Origin of the sequence: Methylobacterium sp. J-030, assembly GCF_022829545.1 — a bacterium.
Lineage (GTDB): Bacteria > Pseudomonadota > Alphaproteobacteria > Rhizobiales > Beijerinckiaceae > Methylobacterium.
Window position 1 is genome coordinate 1 of record NZ_JAKSYM010000376.1, and the last position, 15930, is coordinate 15930.

A 15930-nucleotide genomic window follows, 5' to 3' on the forward strand; every position below is an offset into this window, starting at 1 on the left:
CCGGAGAGGCGCAGAACGACGCAGCCGGCGGAAGCACCCCGCGCAGGGGGCGCTCGACGCGCAAATGCGCCCAGAGCCGGCAACTTCTCGTCTTCCCCGCCCCGTGCGCAAGGAGTGGAACCGTCGTATCATCACCGGGCAGGACGTACGACCCGGCGCTACACTCCGAGCGCAGGGGGTCGACCCGCGGACACAGCGGGGCGGCCGTGGCGCCCATCCAGGCGGACAGCGTCGAGGTCTGCAACGTGACGCCGTCCCGCGCATAGATCTCGGCCTGTCGATACAGGGGCAGGTGATCGTCGAACTTCGCCACGGCGATATGCGCGAGCAGCCCGGAGCCGGCACGGCCGCGCGCGATGGCGTGGTAGGGCGCGGGAGCCTGCATCACGGTCTCGCAGGACCGGCAGGAGAAGGCCTCGCGCAGGTGCCGCACCACCTTGAAGAGGCCCTGCACGTAGTCGAGGCTCTCCGTTACGTCCTCGCCGATCCGGCGCAGGCGACCGCCGCAGGCCGAGGCGGCTTTTTGGTGCCTGCACCTATCTCGGCCAAGGCGCCTCTCGTCATGTGCGCAGCGCTCTGTCCTGTCGTCCAATTGTCGGGTGAGCGCTGCCATGCGATAGCGAGCCGGCAAGTCCGGTGCGGGGTGCAGCGGGCGCAGGCAGGTCGCCCGCTGGAGCCTTTCATGACGGCAACATTCTCGCCGCACTCGCGGACCCCGAGTTCAGTGGCAGAGAACCGGCAACGCCTCCTTGATCTGTATGGCAACTCACCGCTGCCGCCTGAGCAGGTGCTGACCAATTTGGGTCTGTATCTGCGGAGCGGCCCCCTCGCTAAAATTCTACTGCTGGACGAACTCTACCGGGAGATTGTCGATATCCCCGGCGCCATCATTGAGTTCGGCTGCTGGTGGGGGCAAGCACTCGCAGTGTTCGAGAACTTGCGCGCCATTCACGAGCCCTACAATCACAGCCGGCGGATCGTCGGGTTCGACACGTTCCAGGGCTATCAGACCCTCAACGAGCGCGACAAGCCGTCGGACGTCATCCGGCAAGGCAACTACTCGGTCAGCGACGCATACACGTCGCATCTCGAAGCCGTCTTGGACTTCCATGAGCACGAGAACAGGGCGGCGAGCCAGGTTAAGAAGTGCTCCATCCGGCCGGGAGACGTTGCCGAAACTGTGCCGAAATACTTCCAAGAAAATCCGCAGACCATCGTCGCGCTGGCATACTTCGACTTCGCGATCTACGAGCCCACGAAGCTATGCCTACAAAACATCAAGAATCGCCTTATCCGCGGCAGTGTCATTGCCTTCGATGAGTTGAACGATGCGGATTATCCTGGAGAGACGATCGCGCTCATTGAAACGTTGGGTCTCCGCGCTGGTCGCATCCGTAAGTCGCGCTTTCTTCCTGACCGGACGTACATGACCATCGATTGAGCGATGAAATGATTCGAGGGATGCAATCGCGGTGAATGGGCATTGGCATAAGCGAGGAAGCATTCAAGTCTGGCCGCGCATGCGTGCGACCTGGGCTTTGGAGAGCGCTGGCGTCCTCACGCCACAACCCGTAGCTCGCCAAGACGGGCGCATGAGGATCTACGGTGGATTCCGCGACGCGCAGGGTGTCAGCCGCATTGGTTACGTCGACGTCGATGAAAGTGATCCGTGCAATGTTATCGCTGCGAGTCGCGAACCTGTCTTAGATATCGGCGATCCTGGAATGTTCGATGACAACGGGGTCATATTGGGCGATATAATCGAGGTAAATTCTGAGTATTGGATGTATTACGTTGGTTTTCAGCACGCGTCAAAGATTAAATTCTTGGCGTTTGCCGGACTTGCAGTTTCTCGGGACGGCGGGAACACGTTCCAGCGCAAGCGAGTGACGCCGATCATGGATCGCGGCGAGAACAGGCCGCATATCTGCGCTATCCATACGGTTCTGCAGGAAGATGAGACGTTCCGCATCTGGTATGCCGTGGGTCACGGATGGCAAATTATCGATGGGAAATCGTATCCTCGCTACCATATCAGGACTACGACCAGCCACGACGGCGTTACGCTGTCGCGCGATGATGGCCCTGTATGCCTGATGCCTGGCGATGGGGAGTATCGGATTGGAAGACCTCGCGTGACGCGTCGCTTTGACGGTTCCTACGAAATGCGTTTCTCCTTCGATACACTCGACAAGCGATATGGCTCGGGATTCGCCTGGTCAGCAGATGGCGTGCACTGGGAGCGCTGTGATGAGCGCTTGGGCCTGGTGCCGGGACCAGAGGCTTGGGACGGCGAAAGCGTGTGCTACCCCGTCGTTTGTGAGACGCCAAAGCGAACCTATTGCGTTTATGGCGGCAACGGGATGGGCGCATCAGGCATCGGCATCGCAACTTTGGAGCAGAATTAATGCTCAACATCGTCGCGAGGCTTTAGTCGGTACTGTCCGCACGGCTCCGTCTTCAGCGGTTCTTTATCGACTGCTATCCAGGCCAGGGCATCCTGACCGGCTTCCGCTGTCGGCTCTAGGTCGCGAACCCATAACGGCTGGCACGGTTGAGGTGCGGCGCTGTTAGCCCTCTGAGCAGGAGGGACTTGGATGGCGCGGTTTGACCTGACGGATGCGGAGTGGGCGGTGATCGAGCCGCTGTTGCCGACGGACGTGCGCGGCAAGGAGCGCGTGGATGACCGGCGGGTGCTCAACGGCATCTTCTGGCGGCTGCGCACGGGCGCACCCTGGGCCGACATCCCGGCGCGCTACGGCCCGCATACGACCTGCGGCAACCGCTTTCGACGCTGGCGCAAGCGCGGCATCTGGGATCGGCTTCTGGACGCCGTGTCAAAGGCTTACGAGGGCGACCTGCAGATGATCGACGCCACCAGCGTGCGGGTGCACCAGCACGCCGCCTGCGCCCAAAAAAAGACGGCCGATCCGGTGGCATGGGTCGCTCGCGCGGCGGCCTGACGAGCAAGATCCACGCGCTGGTGGATGCCGAGGGCCGTCCCGTGGCCCTCAAGATCACGGAAGGCCAAGCGCATGACGGGCGTTCGGCGGCCGACATGCTGGGCGGGTTGGGTGCAGGTCAGATCCTGCTGGGTGACCGGGCCTACGACAGTGACGCGCTGCGAGCACAGATGGCCGAGCAGGGGGCGTGGGCAAACGTGAGGCCGATGCCCAACCGCAAGCAGGTGCTGGCCTTCAGCCCGTTCCTGTACAAGTACCGCAACCTGGTTGAGCGCTTCTTCAGCAAGATCAAGCACTTCCGAGCCGTCGCCACGCGCTACGACAAGGATCCCGACAACTTCCTGACAAGCGTCAAACTCGCAGCCCTGCGTGTCTGGCTGCGTGCCTTATGAGTCCGCGACCTAGGCAGCACCGAAGTTCGCGATCGGCGGCTGGAGTGCACCCTGTTTGACCGGACAGGCAGCGGGGCGGGTTTAGGCAGTCCGGCTGAGGTACTCTCGGGGCGAGAGCATGCGCAGGCCGGAGTGCGGGTGGAAGGTGTTGTAGTCTTCGAACCAAGCCGGCAGAAGCCGCATCACGGTCTCGGCGTCGGCCAAGATGGCGAGGCGGGCATAGTCGCGCTTGAGCGTCTTCACGAACGCCTCTGCGATGCCGTTGCTCTGCGGCGAACGCACCGGGGTGAACAGCAACCGTAGGCCGAGCGCTGCGGCCGTCTGAGTAGTCTCCTTGGCGATGTAAGCGGAGCCGTTGTCGGACAGCCATTCGACCGGGTGCGGGGTCTTCGTCGCGCCGAACCGGCGCTCACAGCAAGCGATCATCAGGTCGCAGACCATCTCGGCCGAGACCGCCTGTCGTGGTCGCCGACCACGCCATGATCTCGCGGTCGCAAGCGTCGATAGCAAACAGCACGCGGACGACCGCGTCGTCCCGGCAGCGCAGTTCGAGGTGATCCGAGCACCAGCGCACGTTCGAACGCAACGCCACCACGGTGCCGTCGTGGGTGCGGCCGGGACGACGGGCGGTGTGCGGCGCGAGGGTGAGCCCGTTCGCCTGCAGGATGCGCAGCACCCGCTTGGCATTGACGCTCGCTTCGCCGCGCGAGCGCAGGGCCCGGTTCACCAGTGCGGTGACGCGGCGGTAGCCGTAGCTCGGGCGGGCATCGACGATCGCGCGGATCGTCGGCAGCAGACGCGCATCCTCGGGCTTGTGGTAGAGGCCGCGCGGCCGAACAGGTTGACTCAGGCGCTCGGCCAGGTGGGAGCGGGCTACACCGAGCGTGTCGGCGACTGCTTTCACCGCGAACCGCCCGTCTCGGTCGCCCCAGGAGCTGAGCGGCGAGGTCGGTTTTTTTGTGCGCGCGAGGTCGAGCGCCTCCTTCAGGATCTCGACCTCCATAGTCTTGCGCCCGAGCAGGCGTTCGAGGTCGCGCACGCGCCGCTCCAGTTCGCGAACCCGGCTGGTTCCAACGACCTCCTCGTCGGCGTGCACGGCCTGATGGCCGCCCTCCAGCATGCGCCGCTTCCACGAGAACAGCAGGCTGGGCGAGAGGCCGTAGCGACGGGCGACGAACGACACGGACGAGCCGGGCCGCTGGCTCTCCTCGACGAGGCGGATCTTCTCGGTGGTGTGGACCAGCGCCGTCGACGCTGAACGCCGGTCAGGATCTCGCCATGCACCGGCGGGATGGTTGGATCGGATGACATAGCCTTACCCATAGGCCAACGCCTATGCCTTCGTGAGCTATGCCGCCTGTCCGGTCAAAACGGGGTGCGGTTCAGCGGCCTCCTTCCCCTGAGTCGGTTCGCGATCCACAGCCCCACCGGCACCGCCGCGCGAGGCTTTTTCCGACACTCGCTGGGGTTGCATACCAATTGAAGCTTACTACCTAGAGCCTCCCGAATTTGGAGGAACCCTATGGCCAACGTGGATACTGATGCGCTGTGTAACGTTGCAGAGCGGGTGCACGACACCGCGACCCAACAGGGCGTCGAAGGTCAGGTCATCGTGACCAAAACGGGAATCCGCTTGGCTGCGTCGGCGAAAAAGGGCGGCTCTATCAGCAAGCGCGACGTGCCTTGGGATCAGGTCAGCGGGGCGGAATTCGAGCGGATGGCGCAGGACGCGTTCAACGAGGCCCTTGCGGACTCGAAGAAGAACAATCCGTAGCGCTCGCTTGAGCTTCTGAACAATAACCCGCCCGGTACGCCGCGGCGGGCTTTTTCGCGCGCACAAGCTCAGCTGTCGGAACGACCGATCACCCAGACCGATTGTCCCCTCACACGCAAACCGAGGGTCCGCCGCATGCTGAAGGTCACGTACATCGACTTCCACGAGAAGCCGGACAGCCCCGTTCACAGCGGTTGGTACATCACGGACGCGAACGGCGTGATGATCGGCAACGGGCACTGCTACGAGGATCAAGCTAGCGGAATTCGTGCGTTGATCGCGCTATTCTGACGCTCCTCGCCTGATTGTTCAGCAAACCCGCTCGGTCCGCGGTGTCGGGTTTTTCTTTGCCCGAGCTCGCGGTACTTACAGCTACAGGTTTAGCACACTTCCCCCCAGAACGCTGAGTCTGAGAAGCCCGCACGGTCCGCCGATGCAAGCCTTTTCGTGCAATTTACAAGTAATCCCTTTAACGGAGCCACTGACCGCACTTTTTGTTGATGAAATCTATTGTATGCTTAGGAGGCTGATCGTCGATCGATCGACCTGTCGGGCCTATATGTTATAGGTGAAGCAACGTGATGGGGTCATATAATATTTTGCCGCCTTCCGAGTTGGGGTTTCTTAAGCCATCAACCAATCTTTTGACGTCATGCACCTGATCAGCAGTTAAATTGATTTCCAGATGCTTGGCGTTCCGTGAGATTATTGCTGCAAGATCTATCACTATATCCTCATATTTCATCGAATGATTAGCTATTTTCTCGATAGCGCTAAGATGCGAAATGTATTAGTCTAATCTATTCGACAATTTATCAACATCATTGATGTCCAGCCAGCCCATGCGGGATTGTGAAGCAACGACCGCGCGGATGTCCCTAAATGATGTAAAAATTCTGCCTGATGAAAATTTCTCGACTTCTGCACTGTCGTGAACCTTGATTAGATGGACATCAGCTTTGACAGCTGGGTCGAAGTTACCGATCCAGTATGTATATGGGCAAGCCTTCAGCGCCTGGATCACCGCCGCGGTCTGAGCCGCGCTCGTGCCCTGAGTGATGCGGACCGTGGCGCCTGCGATCTCGACTTCGATGCTGTGGCCGCCGCATCGCTCTCCCATCTCCGGGCTCAGCTCGGCAGACGTCGGCTCCTGCGGGCCCACACTCAGAACGGCCGGCACGAACTGCAATGGGCGCTCGCCGTCGTGCTACCCAGCGTGACGCACCAGGCGGCGCCACGTGAACAGCTGCGAGGCGCTCAATCCATGCCGGCGTGCCACCGCGCTGATCGAGGTGCCCGGCCCATTGTCAGCGGGCGTTGAATACTGGTTCTTCCGCATTTCGTCTGGCGAAGTGTGCCGGCCAGCGTGACGTGCCCCATCTCCGGTGATCGGCTTTCCGGAGGACGCCATGCCCCGCCGTATCCTGCCCCTCGTGCCCAATGGCCTCAGTGTCATCGGCATCGAGCCGGCGACCGACTCGCTCATTGTAGCGCGTCGTACCCCGTCCGGGGCCGACGTGCTGTCCCAGCTGTCGATCGTCCGCGGGTCGCCAGCACGGTCACTGCGAGCGCACCCTCGCCGATTTGCCTTGGCAGGGCCGGTCCGTCCGCCTGCGCCTCCGGCTGCGACGCTTCCGCTGTGCGAACCCAGCCTGTCCGCGGCGGACATTCAGCGAGAGCGTCGGTGACGTCGCCGTCGCTCACGCCCGCCGATCCGAGCGGCTGCGCGTGCTCCAGCGTCAACTTGGTCTCGCCCTCGGTGGTGCACCCGCCGCCCGTATGGCGCATCGTCTCGCGATGCCGGTAAGTGGCGATACCCTCCTGCGCCTCGTGCGTGCGGCGCCTCTGCCGACGCAGCCCGAGCCCCGCATCGTCGGCATCGACGAGTAGGCCTGGCGGCGCGGGCGCAGCTACGGCACTATGGTCGTCGACCTCGAACGTCATACCGTCCTCGATCTCCTGCCCGACCGTGACGCCGGGAGCGTCGCCGCGTGGCTGCGCGACCATCCGGGCATCGAGGTCATCGCTCGCGACCGCGCTGACGTCTTCGCCGAGGGCGCCCGCGTGGGCGCGCCGCAAGCCCAGCACGCCCTCGATCGTTTTCACCTGCTGCGTAACCTCAGCGTCGCCTTGCGCGCGATCGTCGCCCATCATCATAGCGTGATCCGCGCCGTCGCTCGTGCGCGCATCGATCAGGAAGTCGAAGCAGCGCATGCTGCGAAGGAAGCCGCCCGGCCGCCGACGGCGATCGAGGTTCGGAAGCGGGCGACGCACGCGCAGCGTCGGGCTTGGTACGCCGAGCTCAAACGGCTGTCCGAGGCCGGCGCCTCGGTGGCCGGCATGGCTCGCGCTCTGGATCTCGATCGCAAGACGGTGCGGGTCTGGCTGCGCCACGACGCGCCGCCTTCCTGGCGGCGACGCCGCACCGTGCCGACGATCCTCGACCCTTACCGCGATCATCTTGAGGCGCGCTGGCAGGCCGGCTGCCGCAACGCCGCCGAGCTCGCTCGCGGGCTGATCCACGCGGGGGCCGACATCTGTCCGCGGTTGGTGCGGGATTGGGCGATGAAGCGGCGTCGCGCGAGCACGGACGTGATGGACGCCACGCCGGCCTCGACAAGCGCGCCGCGATGGCGGCCTCCGTCGATCAACTGGAGGGCGTGGCTTCTGCAGGCGGACCCGAACACACTCGTTGCGGACGATCGCCGCTTCCTCGATCGCCTGCGGCTGGAGGCGCCCGATCTGGCGAAGAGCGTGGCCGTCGCGACGCGCTTTACCGACCTCGTGCGACGGCGCTTGGGCGAGAGCCTGGAGGCTTGGTTCGCGGCGGCCGCCGCGACACCGCTGGCAAAGTTCGCCGCCGGCCTCGAGCGCGACAGGGACGCGTTACGCGGCGCGATCACGACGCCTTGGTCGACGAGTCCGGTGGAGGGGCAGATCGGCAGGCTGAAGATGCTCAAGCGCACGATGTTCGGCCGCGCGGGCTTCGCGCTGTTACGCCAGCGCGCCCTCACCGCGACCTGACTTGGCATTCCGCGCCACACGAAATGCGGAAGAACCAGACTTCGGCGCCCGTTGACACCCATCACTCTCGGCGACGATGGCGGCGTTTTCCTCATCCGACCACGTCCGCCGTCGGGCCGCCCCGGTGAACAGCTCCAGGCGCCGGATCGGCTCCGACATAGCCATACGCCTTGACATCGACATATGACGGAGCTCCCATTCCGCTCCGTATGTCGCCTTCACACCGCCTGCCGGAAGGTGCCGCCCAGACAGCGCTTACCCCGGATCTCCGCCAGCAGGCGAACCGGATCAAGCTCGTTGCGCACGGCCTCGACCTTCGCCCGAACTTCGGCTGAGGCGCGCGGGTCGGCCATCAACTGATCGCGGGGTGCGCGCGGCGCATGGTAACGCTTGCGCACCCGCGTGCCATCGCGTTCCTTATCCGCCAACTTGAAGGACGGCTGGAACACATTCACGAATAGCCGCACCGTGGCGTAGAGACGGGCCAGTTCCTTTGCCGCTGCCACGCCTTCCAAGCGCCGGTAGCCCACCATCCGGTCAGCACCAGCGTCTCCACGAAGGCGCCGCTCGCGCTCGAGCCGGAATGCGCGACCAGATCGGCCTCGACTAAGAGCGTCTAACAAAACCGATGGCGGCGCGTTGAGATGAGATGGCGAGACCCCTCCTTCCCGATGGCCTGTGGGCTGAGATCGCACCGCTGCTGCTGCCTGAGCCAGCCAAGCCGAAGGGCGGTCGCCCGCGAAGATCTGACCGCGCGGCGCTGACGGGCATCCTGTTCGTGCTCCGCTCGGGCACGCCGTGGGAGTTGCTTCCGCGCGAGATGGGCTGTGGCTCCGGCATGACCTGCTGGCGGCGCCTGCGCGATTGGCAGAAGGCCGGGGTTTGGGAACGCCTGCAACAGACGCTGCTCGACCGGCTCGGACGCCGGAACGGCATCGACTTCAGCCGCGCCTCCCTCGACAGCCCCTCCATCGCTGCAAAAACGTATGGCCCGCCCCGTCCGCAAGTGGCTCGGATCCGCTGGTCTGTGCAGTCTGCATAAACGTATCCGGCCTTCCGGCGAGCCGTTGGCCAAGATGGAGATCCGCGCGTCCTGGGCCTCATAAAGGGGTCGGCGTCGAGCGCGGCGATGCGCCGGTCGAGATCCTGCCAGCGTTCACGCACCTCGGCCATGAGGGTTCGCATGCGCGGTGTGAGCGATGCGCCCGCGTCCGTGTCCGGCAACGCGGCCAGGCAAGCGGTGAGCTTGGCGCGCCCCTGCGCCACGACGTGGCCACGCTCCAGCAGGACGGAGCGGATCTGGTTGGTCAGCGCCGTGCGCTCGCCTACGAGCTGGTCGCGTACCCGGTGCAGAGTCTGCACGTCGAGCTGCGCCTCGGACTTGAGTGCCACGAAGCGCATCGTCGGGCGTGTGGCCGCTTCGGCGATGGCCTCGGCGTCGCGGTCGTCGTTCTTCTGCGCCTTGACGTAGGGGCGCACATACTCCGGCGACATCAATCGGATGGTGTGGCCTTGCTTGGCCAGGGCGCGGCCTATGTGATGGGCGCCACAGCAGGCCTCCATCGCCACGACGCACCCCGGCAGCTTCGCGCCGAAGGCGATCACCCCCTCGCGCCGCATGCGTCGGCGCAGCACGACCCGCCCCGCCGCGTCCAGCCCGACGAGGCTGCAGCTGTTCTTGCCCAGATCGATCCCAAGAACCGCGATCGTCATCGTCCTGCTTCCTTCCTCATCTCGGCTACCCTGCAAGCCTAGCAGCGTAGCCCGGTGAGGGGCGGGCCATCCATAAAGGGGGGCTGGCGTCAGGCCCGAACCCGACCGACCGGGGCAAGCCGGGCACGAAACGCCACGTCCTCACCGATGGGAAGGGTATCCCGCTCGCGCTGAAGCTGACGGGCGCCAACGTGCACGACAGCCGGATGCTCGAGGCGGTGGTGGATGCTGTGCCGCCGATCCGCCAGTGCTGGGGACGACCGCGCAAACGCCCGTCCCGGTTGCACGCCGACAAGGCCTACGATCACCGCCGCTGTCGTCAGGCTCTCACCCGCCGTCGCATCCAGCACCGCATCGCCCGTCGCGGCATCGAGAGCAGCCAACGTCTGGGCCGGCACAGGTGGGTCGTGGAGCGCACGCTGGCCTGGTTCGCCCAGTTCCGCCGCCTCGCCATCCGCTACGAGCGACGGACCGACATCCACCTCGCCTTCTCCACCCTGACCGCAGCCCTCATCGTCTGGCGCTTCATCGAACGCTGGTTTTGTTAGAGGCCCTAACATTACAGTTGCTTTTTTGCGAGGTTCTGACTCTCTGTGGCACCATGATTCGCGCATCATGGACGCCGGGAGCCTCGATCGAGGCGACGCTGGAACTCTGGGCCTCTTCGCTGCGGGAGGTGAAGGGGCGCATGCGCCCGCTGTTCACGCAAGAGCGGGTGGCGGCCTCGGCAGGAGCATTCCTCGACGGACTGCTCGGCGCGGAACGACGCAAGACGGGTTGGATGCGGGCGGAAGCTGCCGGCGATCCCGGGCCCTGGCGTCAGAAAGCGGTGCTCGGTCGCGGACGCTGGGATGCCGACGCCCTGCGCGATGTCGTGCGAGACTATGCCCTGGAGACCCTGGCGGCGGTCGAGGGCCAGCGTTGGGCGATCGAGGATGCGTTCGAAACGGCCAAGACCGAACTTGGGCTCGCTCACAACGAGACCCGTTCCTGGCACGGCTGGCACCGGCACGTCAGCTTGGTGATGATGGCCTTCGCCCTGCTGGCTGTGACCCGCCATCACGCCAACGCGCCGCCCCCAAAAAGACGGGCGCGACCGAGACTGCCCGCGCGCTGATCCGCTGGTCGGTGCAGGAGATCCGCCGCATCGTAGTGCGGCTGGCGCAGCGGCGCATCCAGCCCGCTCACGTCATCGCATGGTCGCTCTGGCGACGGGCGCATCAGGCGGCTGCCCGAAATTTCCATATCAAACGCCGCGCATCAGCCGACAGGGGACGTCGACGGCGTAAGCCCAGCGCAACAAACAGCAAGCGAAAGCGCTCTAAAACGCAACTGTAATGCTAAGCCGGGTGGCGGGTCACCCCAGTCGGCGAAGGTCCGCACCGGGATCGCGCGCCGGATGGCGGAGGCGGCCCCACGCCGGCGGCCTCCCGATGACGTGTCCTCACGCTGCAGCCGCAGGGCCCGGCCGATCGTCGCGGCACTGATCGACAGCAGGGCAGCCAAGATCTCAGGTGCGAGGATGAGGTGGCCGTGCCGCTCCATCGCGGGCACCAGCGTCGGGATGAAAGCCTTCAGTCTTTTGCCGCAGATCCGGTCAGAGGCCTCCCACAACAGGATCAGCGCCGCACGAACCGCCTCGTCGTACAGCCGGCGGCGCTGACGCGCCGCCACGGGCTGGGATGGGGAAGTCCGCAGAAGCCGCATGGCGTGCTTGCGATGATAGCCGGTCACCGCAGCAAACTCGTCGAGGATGTGCGCCCTGTCCGTGCGTGCGCTGCTGCGGTAGCGCTGCGCCACGGCAGCCAGCAGTTCATCGCGCGTTGCCATGCTCACTCGCCTCATCGCTGCCTCCACCGCCAAGCTGCGGTGGAGGCAGCGATGAGGCAACCCCCAACTTCGGGGAGCATTTCAGGCGATGCAACGCGACATCTCATCCAGATCGCCGCGCTACAGCGCACGCCGCGCCGGTGTTGGTCACGATCGATAGAGTGTTGCACGTTGTTGCGAGCCCCGTCCGGATTGGTGCGCTGGAAGAGGTTGAGGCGAGGCCACCCTCGTTGCTGATCTAGTCGCCGACCGCGTAGCCGGCATCCGCCGTCGTGCACTCGGCGATGACTACGCGCCGGGCCGGCTGCACATCGAGGTTGTGGGTCACCATGGTCGTGCCGATACCCGGCAGGGTCGCAGTCCAACTGGCGTCGAACTGGCCCTGATAGCTTCCAGGCGCAGTTCTCCTGACCACTCTGGCGAGGGAGGCCGGCATCCGGGTGCAGACCGGCCGCGGTGCCAGCCGATCGGTTAGTCTACAACGCGATGAGCCCGCTGCAGGGCCTGGAGCCGGGATGGTCGGGGTCGCTCTGGCGCATGCGCCGAGCGCGCAGATCATCGCCGATTTCATCCACGTGCACCCGGGCGCGCTGCGCACTGCCTCGCGGACGCTTCCCGGCCTCTTCTGCGTCCCGGATGCGGTGGCGGCTGCCGGTATGCCGGACGGCGATTACAGCCTCGGCGGGGTGCCCATCCGCAATTAGGGGAACCGGGTCAGCAATAAGCACACTGGATCACCACGGGCACCTTACTGTCATCTTGAGAGGCCGGACCGGAAGCCGATACATTTTGACTTTAGATCAGTCCCGTATCACGAAAACCGCTATTTGATATACCAGTCGTCCCAATTGCTCAAACGGGTGAACTTGCGTCTATAACCCTTCGAGCCGAGAAACTTGAATATTTCATCTCTATAAATAGTCCTGTTGTGCTCTACACTAATGCATTTAATATTATACATCGTAAAATCAAAAACGCTTAGTATGTCAAGTTCGCTGCCTTCGGTATCAACGCTAAGATAATCGATGTCATAAGGGGCGTTATGTGCACGAAGTAGATCTGCTAGAGATATCGTCTCAACCTCATACCTCTTACCCAACTTCCGGTCCTCGGCCCAAGTATCACGGTCCGAGAATTCATCAATTGTCGAAAGCGTGGCATAAGTACCGGGAACCTGATTGAAAATCAACTTTTTGCCGGATTCCTTAAACACACATCTCCTATCTATGTGGCATGATCTATTAAAAACCAAGTCATTTATCCAAACATGTGCTGGCTCTGCAAGTATCCCTGACCATCCGTAGAGTTTTTCTAGCATGAGTGTATTGCTATGACTGACGCCATCGCATGCCCCGAACTCTACAAAATATCCGCCTGATTTGAACCCCGTCTCAAAGAGTACCCAAACGTCTTGGAACAGCTGCGCATTGGACCGATTAAGGTTCCGCATTACACAGGCCATGAATTCCTGCTCATCCTGATCGAAAACCGACAATCGTCCAGCTTCTTCTCTGATCAGTCTGGCGGCTTCTAGGATGGGTTGCAGCGACATGAGGTGCCTTAGTCGACCTGTAGCTTCGTTGACGGGTGAGCGCTCGGAGTTCGCCCAATCCATATTCATACGGTCTGGTTATGTCCAGAACGTGAGAGTTGCCTGAGCGGCACCTTTCGGCCCACTGGTTGAGCGTAGGATACGGAGCGTCCGAGGCAACCTGTTATATTCCTCATGCGGCTTCCATTGCTCACGAATTAGTATATTGATTGACAGCGATCATGTTCCTCAAGATTTCCTTTGAGCTGCTCGCCACTATTTCGGTGCGGCCAAGTGGCCTGAAATTCGGAAAAGTTGGCCGATTTGCGGGATTGCTCGCATATATAAAGCCGTCATTCGATGTTGAATGAGAGTCAAAATCACTGGAAATCTCCAATCTGTAGCCTAAGCGCTTTAGTTGATCGGCTACATGCAGATGTTTTTTCTGACTGTGTGTCGATATAAATATATGGTCTACCAAATGTCTCTTTAAGGTATCTTCTGCGCCCACAAGCATTTCTTCTTCAAATCCCTGGATGTCGACGTGCAGTATATCTAGGTACTTGAAAGCCCTTGAGCGGAAAAACTTGTCGACCTCGAATCGGCCAACATCAACGAAGTCTTGGATAAATTCGCCAGCTAGGTCATTCCGCGCAAAGTTACTACGTCCAACCTCTAGGTAAATTGTTTCGGGCTCTACCATGATCAAACATGCGCTTTGCCTCCGTATTTTTAGCCACATTGAGTAATGCGCCCAGTAAGATCCTAATTCCAGCATAATTGGTGCGTTTGGCATAAGCTTTAGAACTTCCTGAAAAACAAACTCCTCCAGCGGCTCATGCACACCCCTGTTATAAATTAAGATACGACTGAAATCCCCGGCGTAAGCATGCGAATTGCCTATTGGAACTTGCAAGCCATTGTGTAACATTACCAATTCACCGGAAACACAGCCGGCTTTTGGCACTCGATCTATGAGAATATTTATTGGATCGGAGATAATCTCACGAAACCTCCCATCGAAATCCGAATCGGCCGCCTTCAGCGGCAGCTCCATATCGGCATCGCTATTCTTCGATGCTAAATTGTCGTCGGCCTTTGTCAGGATTGAAGGCCTGCCAACTCCGTGTTCTTTATTGCTTGACGGTCGTTTCGATTTCCAAAAAAGCATCTTTTTCTCCTTACGAACAATAGCTTTGCGGAAAATTTTCCATAAGATTGGCCTACGTACTTTGCTTCTGATACCAGCACGAGTAAGCGATTAGCAGGCAGTTGTGTGTGCCTGAACGACAGGGTTCTAGTACGTTGGGCAGGCGTAGCGCGGGCAACGAAAGAGCCTTCGGTAACTGCGCCGGCTCGCCGCCGGAGCAATCTGACAAGTGCTCATACATCCGATCTGGTGCGCAGGCGCAACAGGGCTTCGCGCGCTGTTGGTCAGGATCATCGGGCCCACTCTCAGGCTAACCGTTAATCAGCTGGAAGAGCAGGTTTTCTTCGCTCGGCAGGATCGCCTCCAGCGCGATCGGTGAGATCGCCGCAGCTGTCTTGCCCCGCCGTGCCTTGGCCGCGACGTCAGCGGGCACGAAGAACCCGCGGCAGGCATGCGCCCAGCAGAATGCCGGGCGGATCATTCCTTGCGGGCGCGTGGGATCGTAGAGGCGGTTGTAGCTGCTGTAGGCATCCGCCTGCAGGATCCCGCTGCAACCGCGCAGATGAGCCTCAGGGTGCTCTCCGGCCCGGTCGCGTGAGGCGTAGAACAGCGCTGCCGGCGGGTCCGGCCGCCGAAGGAGTGGTCGTCATGGACATAGGTCCGGATCCGGCCGGTGACCGTCCGGCCCCTGGCCAGGATCGGCACCGTGGTATCGTCGTCGTGGAGCCGCCCGGCCGCCAGAACATGCGCCGCGATCAGCGCATGCAGGGGCGCGAGCGCCGCCGCGCAGGCACTGACCTAATCGGCCAGCGTCGAGACCGACAGCGCGATCCCTTCGCGAGCGAAGCGCTCGCTCTGGCGGTTCAGCGGTTGATGCTGGCCGAACTTCTCGAACAGGATCGTCGCCAGGAGGTGAGGCCAGGCAAAGCCGCTCGGCGTGACATGGAAGGGTGCGGGCGGCTGCGTGATCGTCTCGCAGGCCCGGCACGAGAAGCGCTCGCGCACGGTCTGGATCACCTTCCAGGTCGGCGAGATCACCTCCAGCGTCTCGGTGATATCCTCACCGAGCTTCGACAGCTTCGCCGATCCGCAGCCGGGGCAGAGCTCCGGCACTGAGATGAGGATCCGCCCGCGCGGGAGATGGGCCGGGAACGGTTTGCGCGCGCATGCTGGGGGCGGTAGGCCGCTCCCAGCATGCGCGCCAGGGCAGCCTCGGCGGCGGCCGCCTGTTCCGTGGCGGTCGCCTCCAGCTTTTCCAGTTCGAGTTTCATCTGGTCGATGAGCCGCACCGTGCGCTCCGAGCGCGTGCCGTACAGCTCGCGCCGCAGCTTCTCGATCTGCACACGAGGCCGAGCCAGGCCATCAGATCGCGCCCGCGGACGAAGGTCCTCACGTCGCCGACGGCCGCGACCAGCGCGGTCGCATTGAACGCGACGATGCTCATTCAGGTCTATGCAAGGACACATGCGGCGAGTGCGACGGCTGCGAGATGGTTGCAGGACAAGCGATCAAAGCGGGTCGCGACGGACTGCGAGTTCTTGAGACGGCCGAAC

Annotated in this window: 14 protein-coding genes and 11 pseudogenes; 12 read left to right on the plus strand and 13 right to left on the minus strand. The window is 62.6% G+C overall.

The annotated features are described in order from the left end of the window. Positions 1-454 (minus strand): transposase (locus tag MKK75_RS30500; RefSeq protein ID WP_244046231.1); only part of this gene is annotated, 454 nt, incomplete at its 3' end. A gap of 228 nt (positions 455-682) precedes the next feature. Between MKK75_RS30500 and MKK75_RS30505 the strand changes: the two genes are divergently transcribed. The 3 genes and pseudogenes from MKK75_RS30505 (at position 683) to MKK75_RS30515 (ending at position 3355) form a co-directional block, all read left to right on the plus strand. After that, positions 683-1441 (plus strand): TylF/MycF/NovP-related O-methyltransferase, encoded by a 759-nt coding sequence (locus MKK75_RS30505; protein WP_244046232.1) that lies wholly within the window; start codon positions 683-685, stop codon positions 1439-1441. A gap of 151 nt (positions 1442-1592) precedes the next feature. Beyond that, positions 1593-2408 carry a glucosyl hydrolase gene (locus MKK75_RS30510; protein WP_244046233.1) on the plus strand — a complete coding sequence of 272 codons (816 nt, stop codon included), beginning with the start codon at positions 1593-1595 and terminating at the stop codon, positions 2406-2408. Positions 2409-2597: 189 nt separating this feature from the next. Further along, positions 2598-3355: pseudogene (locus tag MKK75_RS30515) on the plus strand (IS5 family transposase). Between the two features lie 81 nt (positions 3356-3436). Here MKK75_RS30515 and MKK75_RS30520 read toward each other — a convergent pair. Continuing rightward, positions 3437-4666: pseudogene (locus MKK75_RS30520) on the minus strand (IS3 family transposase). Between the two features lie 211 nt (positions 4667-4877). On the opposite strand from MKK75_RS30520, the gene MKK75_RS30525 reads away from it, so the two are divergent. Continuing rightward, positions 4878-5129 carry a hypothetical protein gene (locus tag MKK75_RS30525; protein WP_244046234.1) on the plus strand — a complete coding sequence of 84 codons (252 nt, stop codon included), beginning with the start codon at positions 4878-4880 and terminating at the stop codon, positions 5127-5129. Between the two features lie 135 nt (positions 5130-5264). Further along, the gene (locus tag MKK75_RS30530; protein ID WP_244046235.1) at positions 5265-5420 is read left to right on the plus strand and encodes a hypothetical protein; all 156 of its coding nucleotides are present in this window, start codon (positions 5265-5267) and stop codon (positions 5418-5420) included. Positions 5421-5919: 499 nt separating this feature from the next. Here the strand turns inward: MKK75_RS30530 and MKK75_RS30535 are convergent, their stop codons facing one another. Continuing rightward, positions 5920-6318: a hypothetical protein gene (locus MKK75_RS30535; RefSeq protein WP_244046236.1), complete on the minus strand. Its 399-nt coding sequence runs from the start codon at positions 6316-6318 to the stop codon at positions 5920-5922. A gap of 18 nt (positions 6319-6336) precedes the next feature. Next, positions 6337-6615: a transposase gene (locus tag MKK75_RS36490; RefSeq protein ID WP_409567634.1), complete on the minus strand. Its 279-nt coding sequence runs from the start codon at positions 6613-6615 to the stop codon at positions 6337-6339. 38 nt (positions 6616-6653) lie between these two features. On the opposite strand from MKK75_RS36490, the pseudogene MKK75_RS36495 reads away from it, so the two are divergent. The 3 genes and pseudogenes from MKK75_RS36495 to MKK75_RS30545 form a co-directional block, all read left to right on the plus strand. Further along, positions 6654-6764 (plus strand): annotated as a pseudogene (locus MKK75_RS36495) (transposase family protein); the annotation flags it as partial. Between the two features lie 93 nt (positions 6765-6857). Further along, positions 6858-7019 carry a hypothetical protein gene (locus MKK75_RS30540; protein ID WP_244046237.1) on the plus strand — a complete coding sequence of 54 codons (162 nt, stop codon included), beginning with the start codon at positions 6858-6860 and terminating at the stop codon, positions 7017-7019. A gap of 12 nt (positions 7020-7031) precedes the next feature. Beyond that, positions 7032-8153, plus strand: a pseudogene (locus MKK75_RS30545) (ISL3 family transposase); the annotation flags it as partial. A gap of 218 nt (positions 8154-8371) precedes the next feature. Here MKK75_RS30545 and MKK75_RS30550 read toward each other — a convergent pair. Next, positions 8372-8686, minus strand: coding sequence for a hypothetical protein (locus MKK75_RS30550; protein WP_244046239.1), 315 nt, complete (start codon positions 8684-8686; stop codon positions 8372-8374). 116 nt (positions 8687-8802) lie between these two features. Between MKK75_RS30550 and MKK75_RS30555 the strand changes: the two are divergent. Further along, positions 8803-9144 (plus strand): annotated as a pseudogene (locus tag MKK75_RS30555) (transposase); the annotation flags it as partial. Positions 9145-9242: 98 nt separating this feature from the next. On the opposite strand, the pseudogene MKK75_RS30560 reads toward MKK75_RS30555, so the two are convergent. Then, positions 9243-9866 (minus strand): annotated as a pseudogene (locus MKK75_RS30560) (IS110 family transposase); the annotation flags it as partial. A 74-nt stretch (positions 9867-9940) separates the two neighbouring features. Here MKK75_RS30560 and MKK75_RS30565 point away from each other — a divergent pair. Together MKK75_RS30565 and MKK75_RS30570 are read left to right on the plus strand one after the other, a co-directional pair. Next, positions 9941-10414: pseudogene (locus tag MKK75_RS30565) on the plus strand (IS5 family transposase); the annotation flags it as partial. Positions 10415-10467: 53 nt separating this feature from the next. Beyond that, a complete protein-coding gene (locus tag MKK75_RS30570) occupies positions 10468-10983 on the plus strand; it encodes a transposase (protein WP_244046240.1) in 516 nt (171 codons plus the stop codon). 227 nt (positions 10984-11210) lie between these two features. On the opposite strand, the pseudogene MKK75_RS30575 reads toward MKK75_RS30570, so the two are convergent. Both MKK75_RS30575 and MKK75_RS30580 read right to left on the minus strand, forming a co-directional pair. Beyond that, positions 11211-11711, minus strand: a pseudogene (locus MKK75_RS30575) (transposase); the annotation flags it as partial. A 223-nt stretch (positions 11712-11934) separates the two neighbouring features. Continuing rightward, positions 11935-12132: a hypothetical protein gene (locus tag MKK75_RS30580; RefSeq protein WP_244046241.1), complete on the minus strand. Its 198-nt coding sequence runs from the start codon at positions 12130-12132 to the stop codon at positions 11935-11937. Between the two features lie 79 nt (positions 12133-12211). Here MKK75_RS30580 and MKK75_RS30585 point away from each other — a divergent pair, with 79 nt between their 5' ends. Beyond that, positions 12212-12400: a hypothetical protein gene (locus MKK75_RS30585; RefSeq protein WP_244046242.1), complete on the plus strand. Its 189-nt coding sequence runs from the start codon at positions 12212-12214 to the stop codon at positions 12398-12400. A 119-nt stretch (positions 12401-12519) separates the two neighbouring features. On the opposite strand, the gene MKK75_RS30590 is transcribed toward MKK75_RS30585, so the two are convergent. The 5 genes and pseudogenes from MKK75_RS30590 to MKK75_RS30610 all read right to left on the minus strand — a co-directional run. Further along, positions 12520-13248, minus strand: coding sequence for an FkbM family methyltransferase (locus MKK75_RS30590; protein ID WP_244046243.1), 729 nt, complete (start codon positions 13246-13248; stop codon positions 12520-12522). 190 nt (positions 13249-13438) lie between these two features. Continuing rightward, the gene (locus MKK75_RS30595) at positions 13439-14398 is read right to left on the minus strand and encodes an FkbM family methyltransferase (RefSeq protein WP_244046244.1); all 960 of its coding nucleotides are present in this window, start codon (positions 14396-14398) and stop codon (positions 13439-13441) included. Positions 14399-14732: 334 nt separating this feature from the next. Next, a pseudogene (gene tnpC, locus MKK75_RS30600) lies at positions 14733-15735 on the minus strand (IS66 family transposase); the annotation flags it as partial. After that, a pseudogene (locus tag MKK75_RS30605) lies at positions 15699-15815 on the minus strand (transposase); the annotation flags it as partial. The pseudogenes MKK75_RS30605 and tnpC, both read right to left, overlap by 37 nt. Positions 15816-15827: 12 nt before the next feature. Beyond that, positions 15828-15929 (minus strand): annotated as a pseudogene (locus MKK75_RS30610) (IS5/IS1182 family transposase); the annotation flags it as partial. Position 15930 lies beyond the last annotated feature (1 nt).

What these genes read in the sequence shown, in the direction of transcription:
- MKK75_RS30505 (WP_244046232.1), top strand. Translation starts at nt 683, where the DNA reads ATGACGGCAACATTCTCGCCGCACTCGCGGACCCCGAGTTCAGTGGCA.
- MKK75_RS30510 (WP_244046233.1), top strand. Translation starts at nt 1,593, where the DNA reads ATGAGGATCTACGGTGGATTCCGCGACGCGCAGGGTGTCAGCCGCATT.
- MKK75_RS30525 (WP_244046234.1), top strand. Translation starts at nt 4,878, where the DNA reads ATGGCCAACGTGGATACTGATGCGCTGTGTAACGTTGCAGAGCGGGTG.
- MKK75_RS30530 (WP_244046235.1), top strand. Translation starts at nt 5,265, where the DNA reads ATGCTGAAGGTCACGTACATCGACTTCCACGAGAAGCCGGACAGCCCC.
- MKK75_RS36490 (WP_409567634.1), bottom strand. Translation starts at nt 6,615, where the DNA reads ATGAGCGAGTCGGTCGCCGGCTCGATGCCGATGACACTGAGGCCATTG.
- MKK75_RS30550 (WP_244046239.1), bottom strand. Translation starts at nt 8,686, where the DNA reads ATGGTGGGCTACCGGCGCTTGGAAGGCGTGGCAGCGGCAAAGGAACTG.
- MKK75_RS30570 (WP_244046240.1), top strand. Translation starts at nt 10,468, where the DNA reads ATGATTCGCGCATCATGGACGCCGGGAGCCTCGATCGAGGCGACGCTG.
- MKK75_RS30580 (WP_244046241.1), bottom strand. Translation starts at nt 12,132, where the DNA reads ATGCCGGCCTCCCTCGCCAGAGTGGTCAGGAGAACTGCGCCTGGAAGC.
- MKK75_RS30585 (WP_244046242.1), top strand. Translation starts at nt 12,212, where the DNA reads ATGGTCGGGGTCGCTCTGGCGCATGCGCCGAGCGCGCAGATCATCGCC.
- MKK75_RS30590 (WP_244046243.1), bottom strand. Translation starts at nt 13,248, where the DNA reads ATGTCGCTGCAACCCATCCTAGAAGCCGCCAGACTGATCAGAGAAGAA.
- MKK75_RS30595 (WP_244046244.1), bottom strand. Translation starts at nt 14,398, where the DNA reads ATGCTTTTTTGGAAATCGAAACGACCGTCAAGCAATAAAGAACACGGA.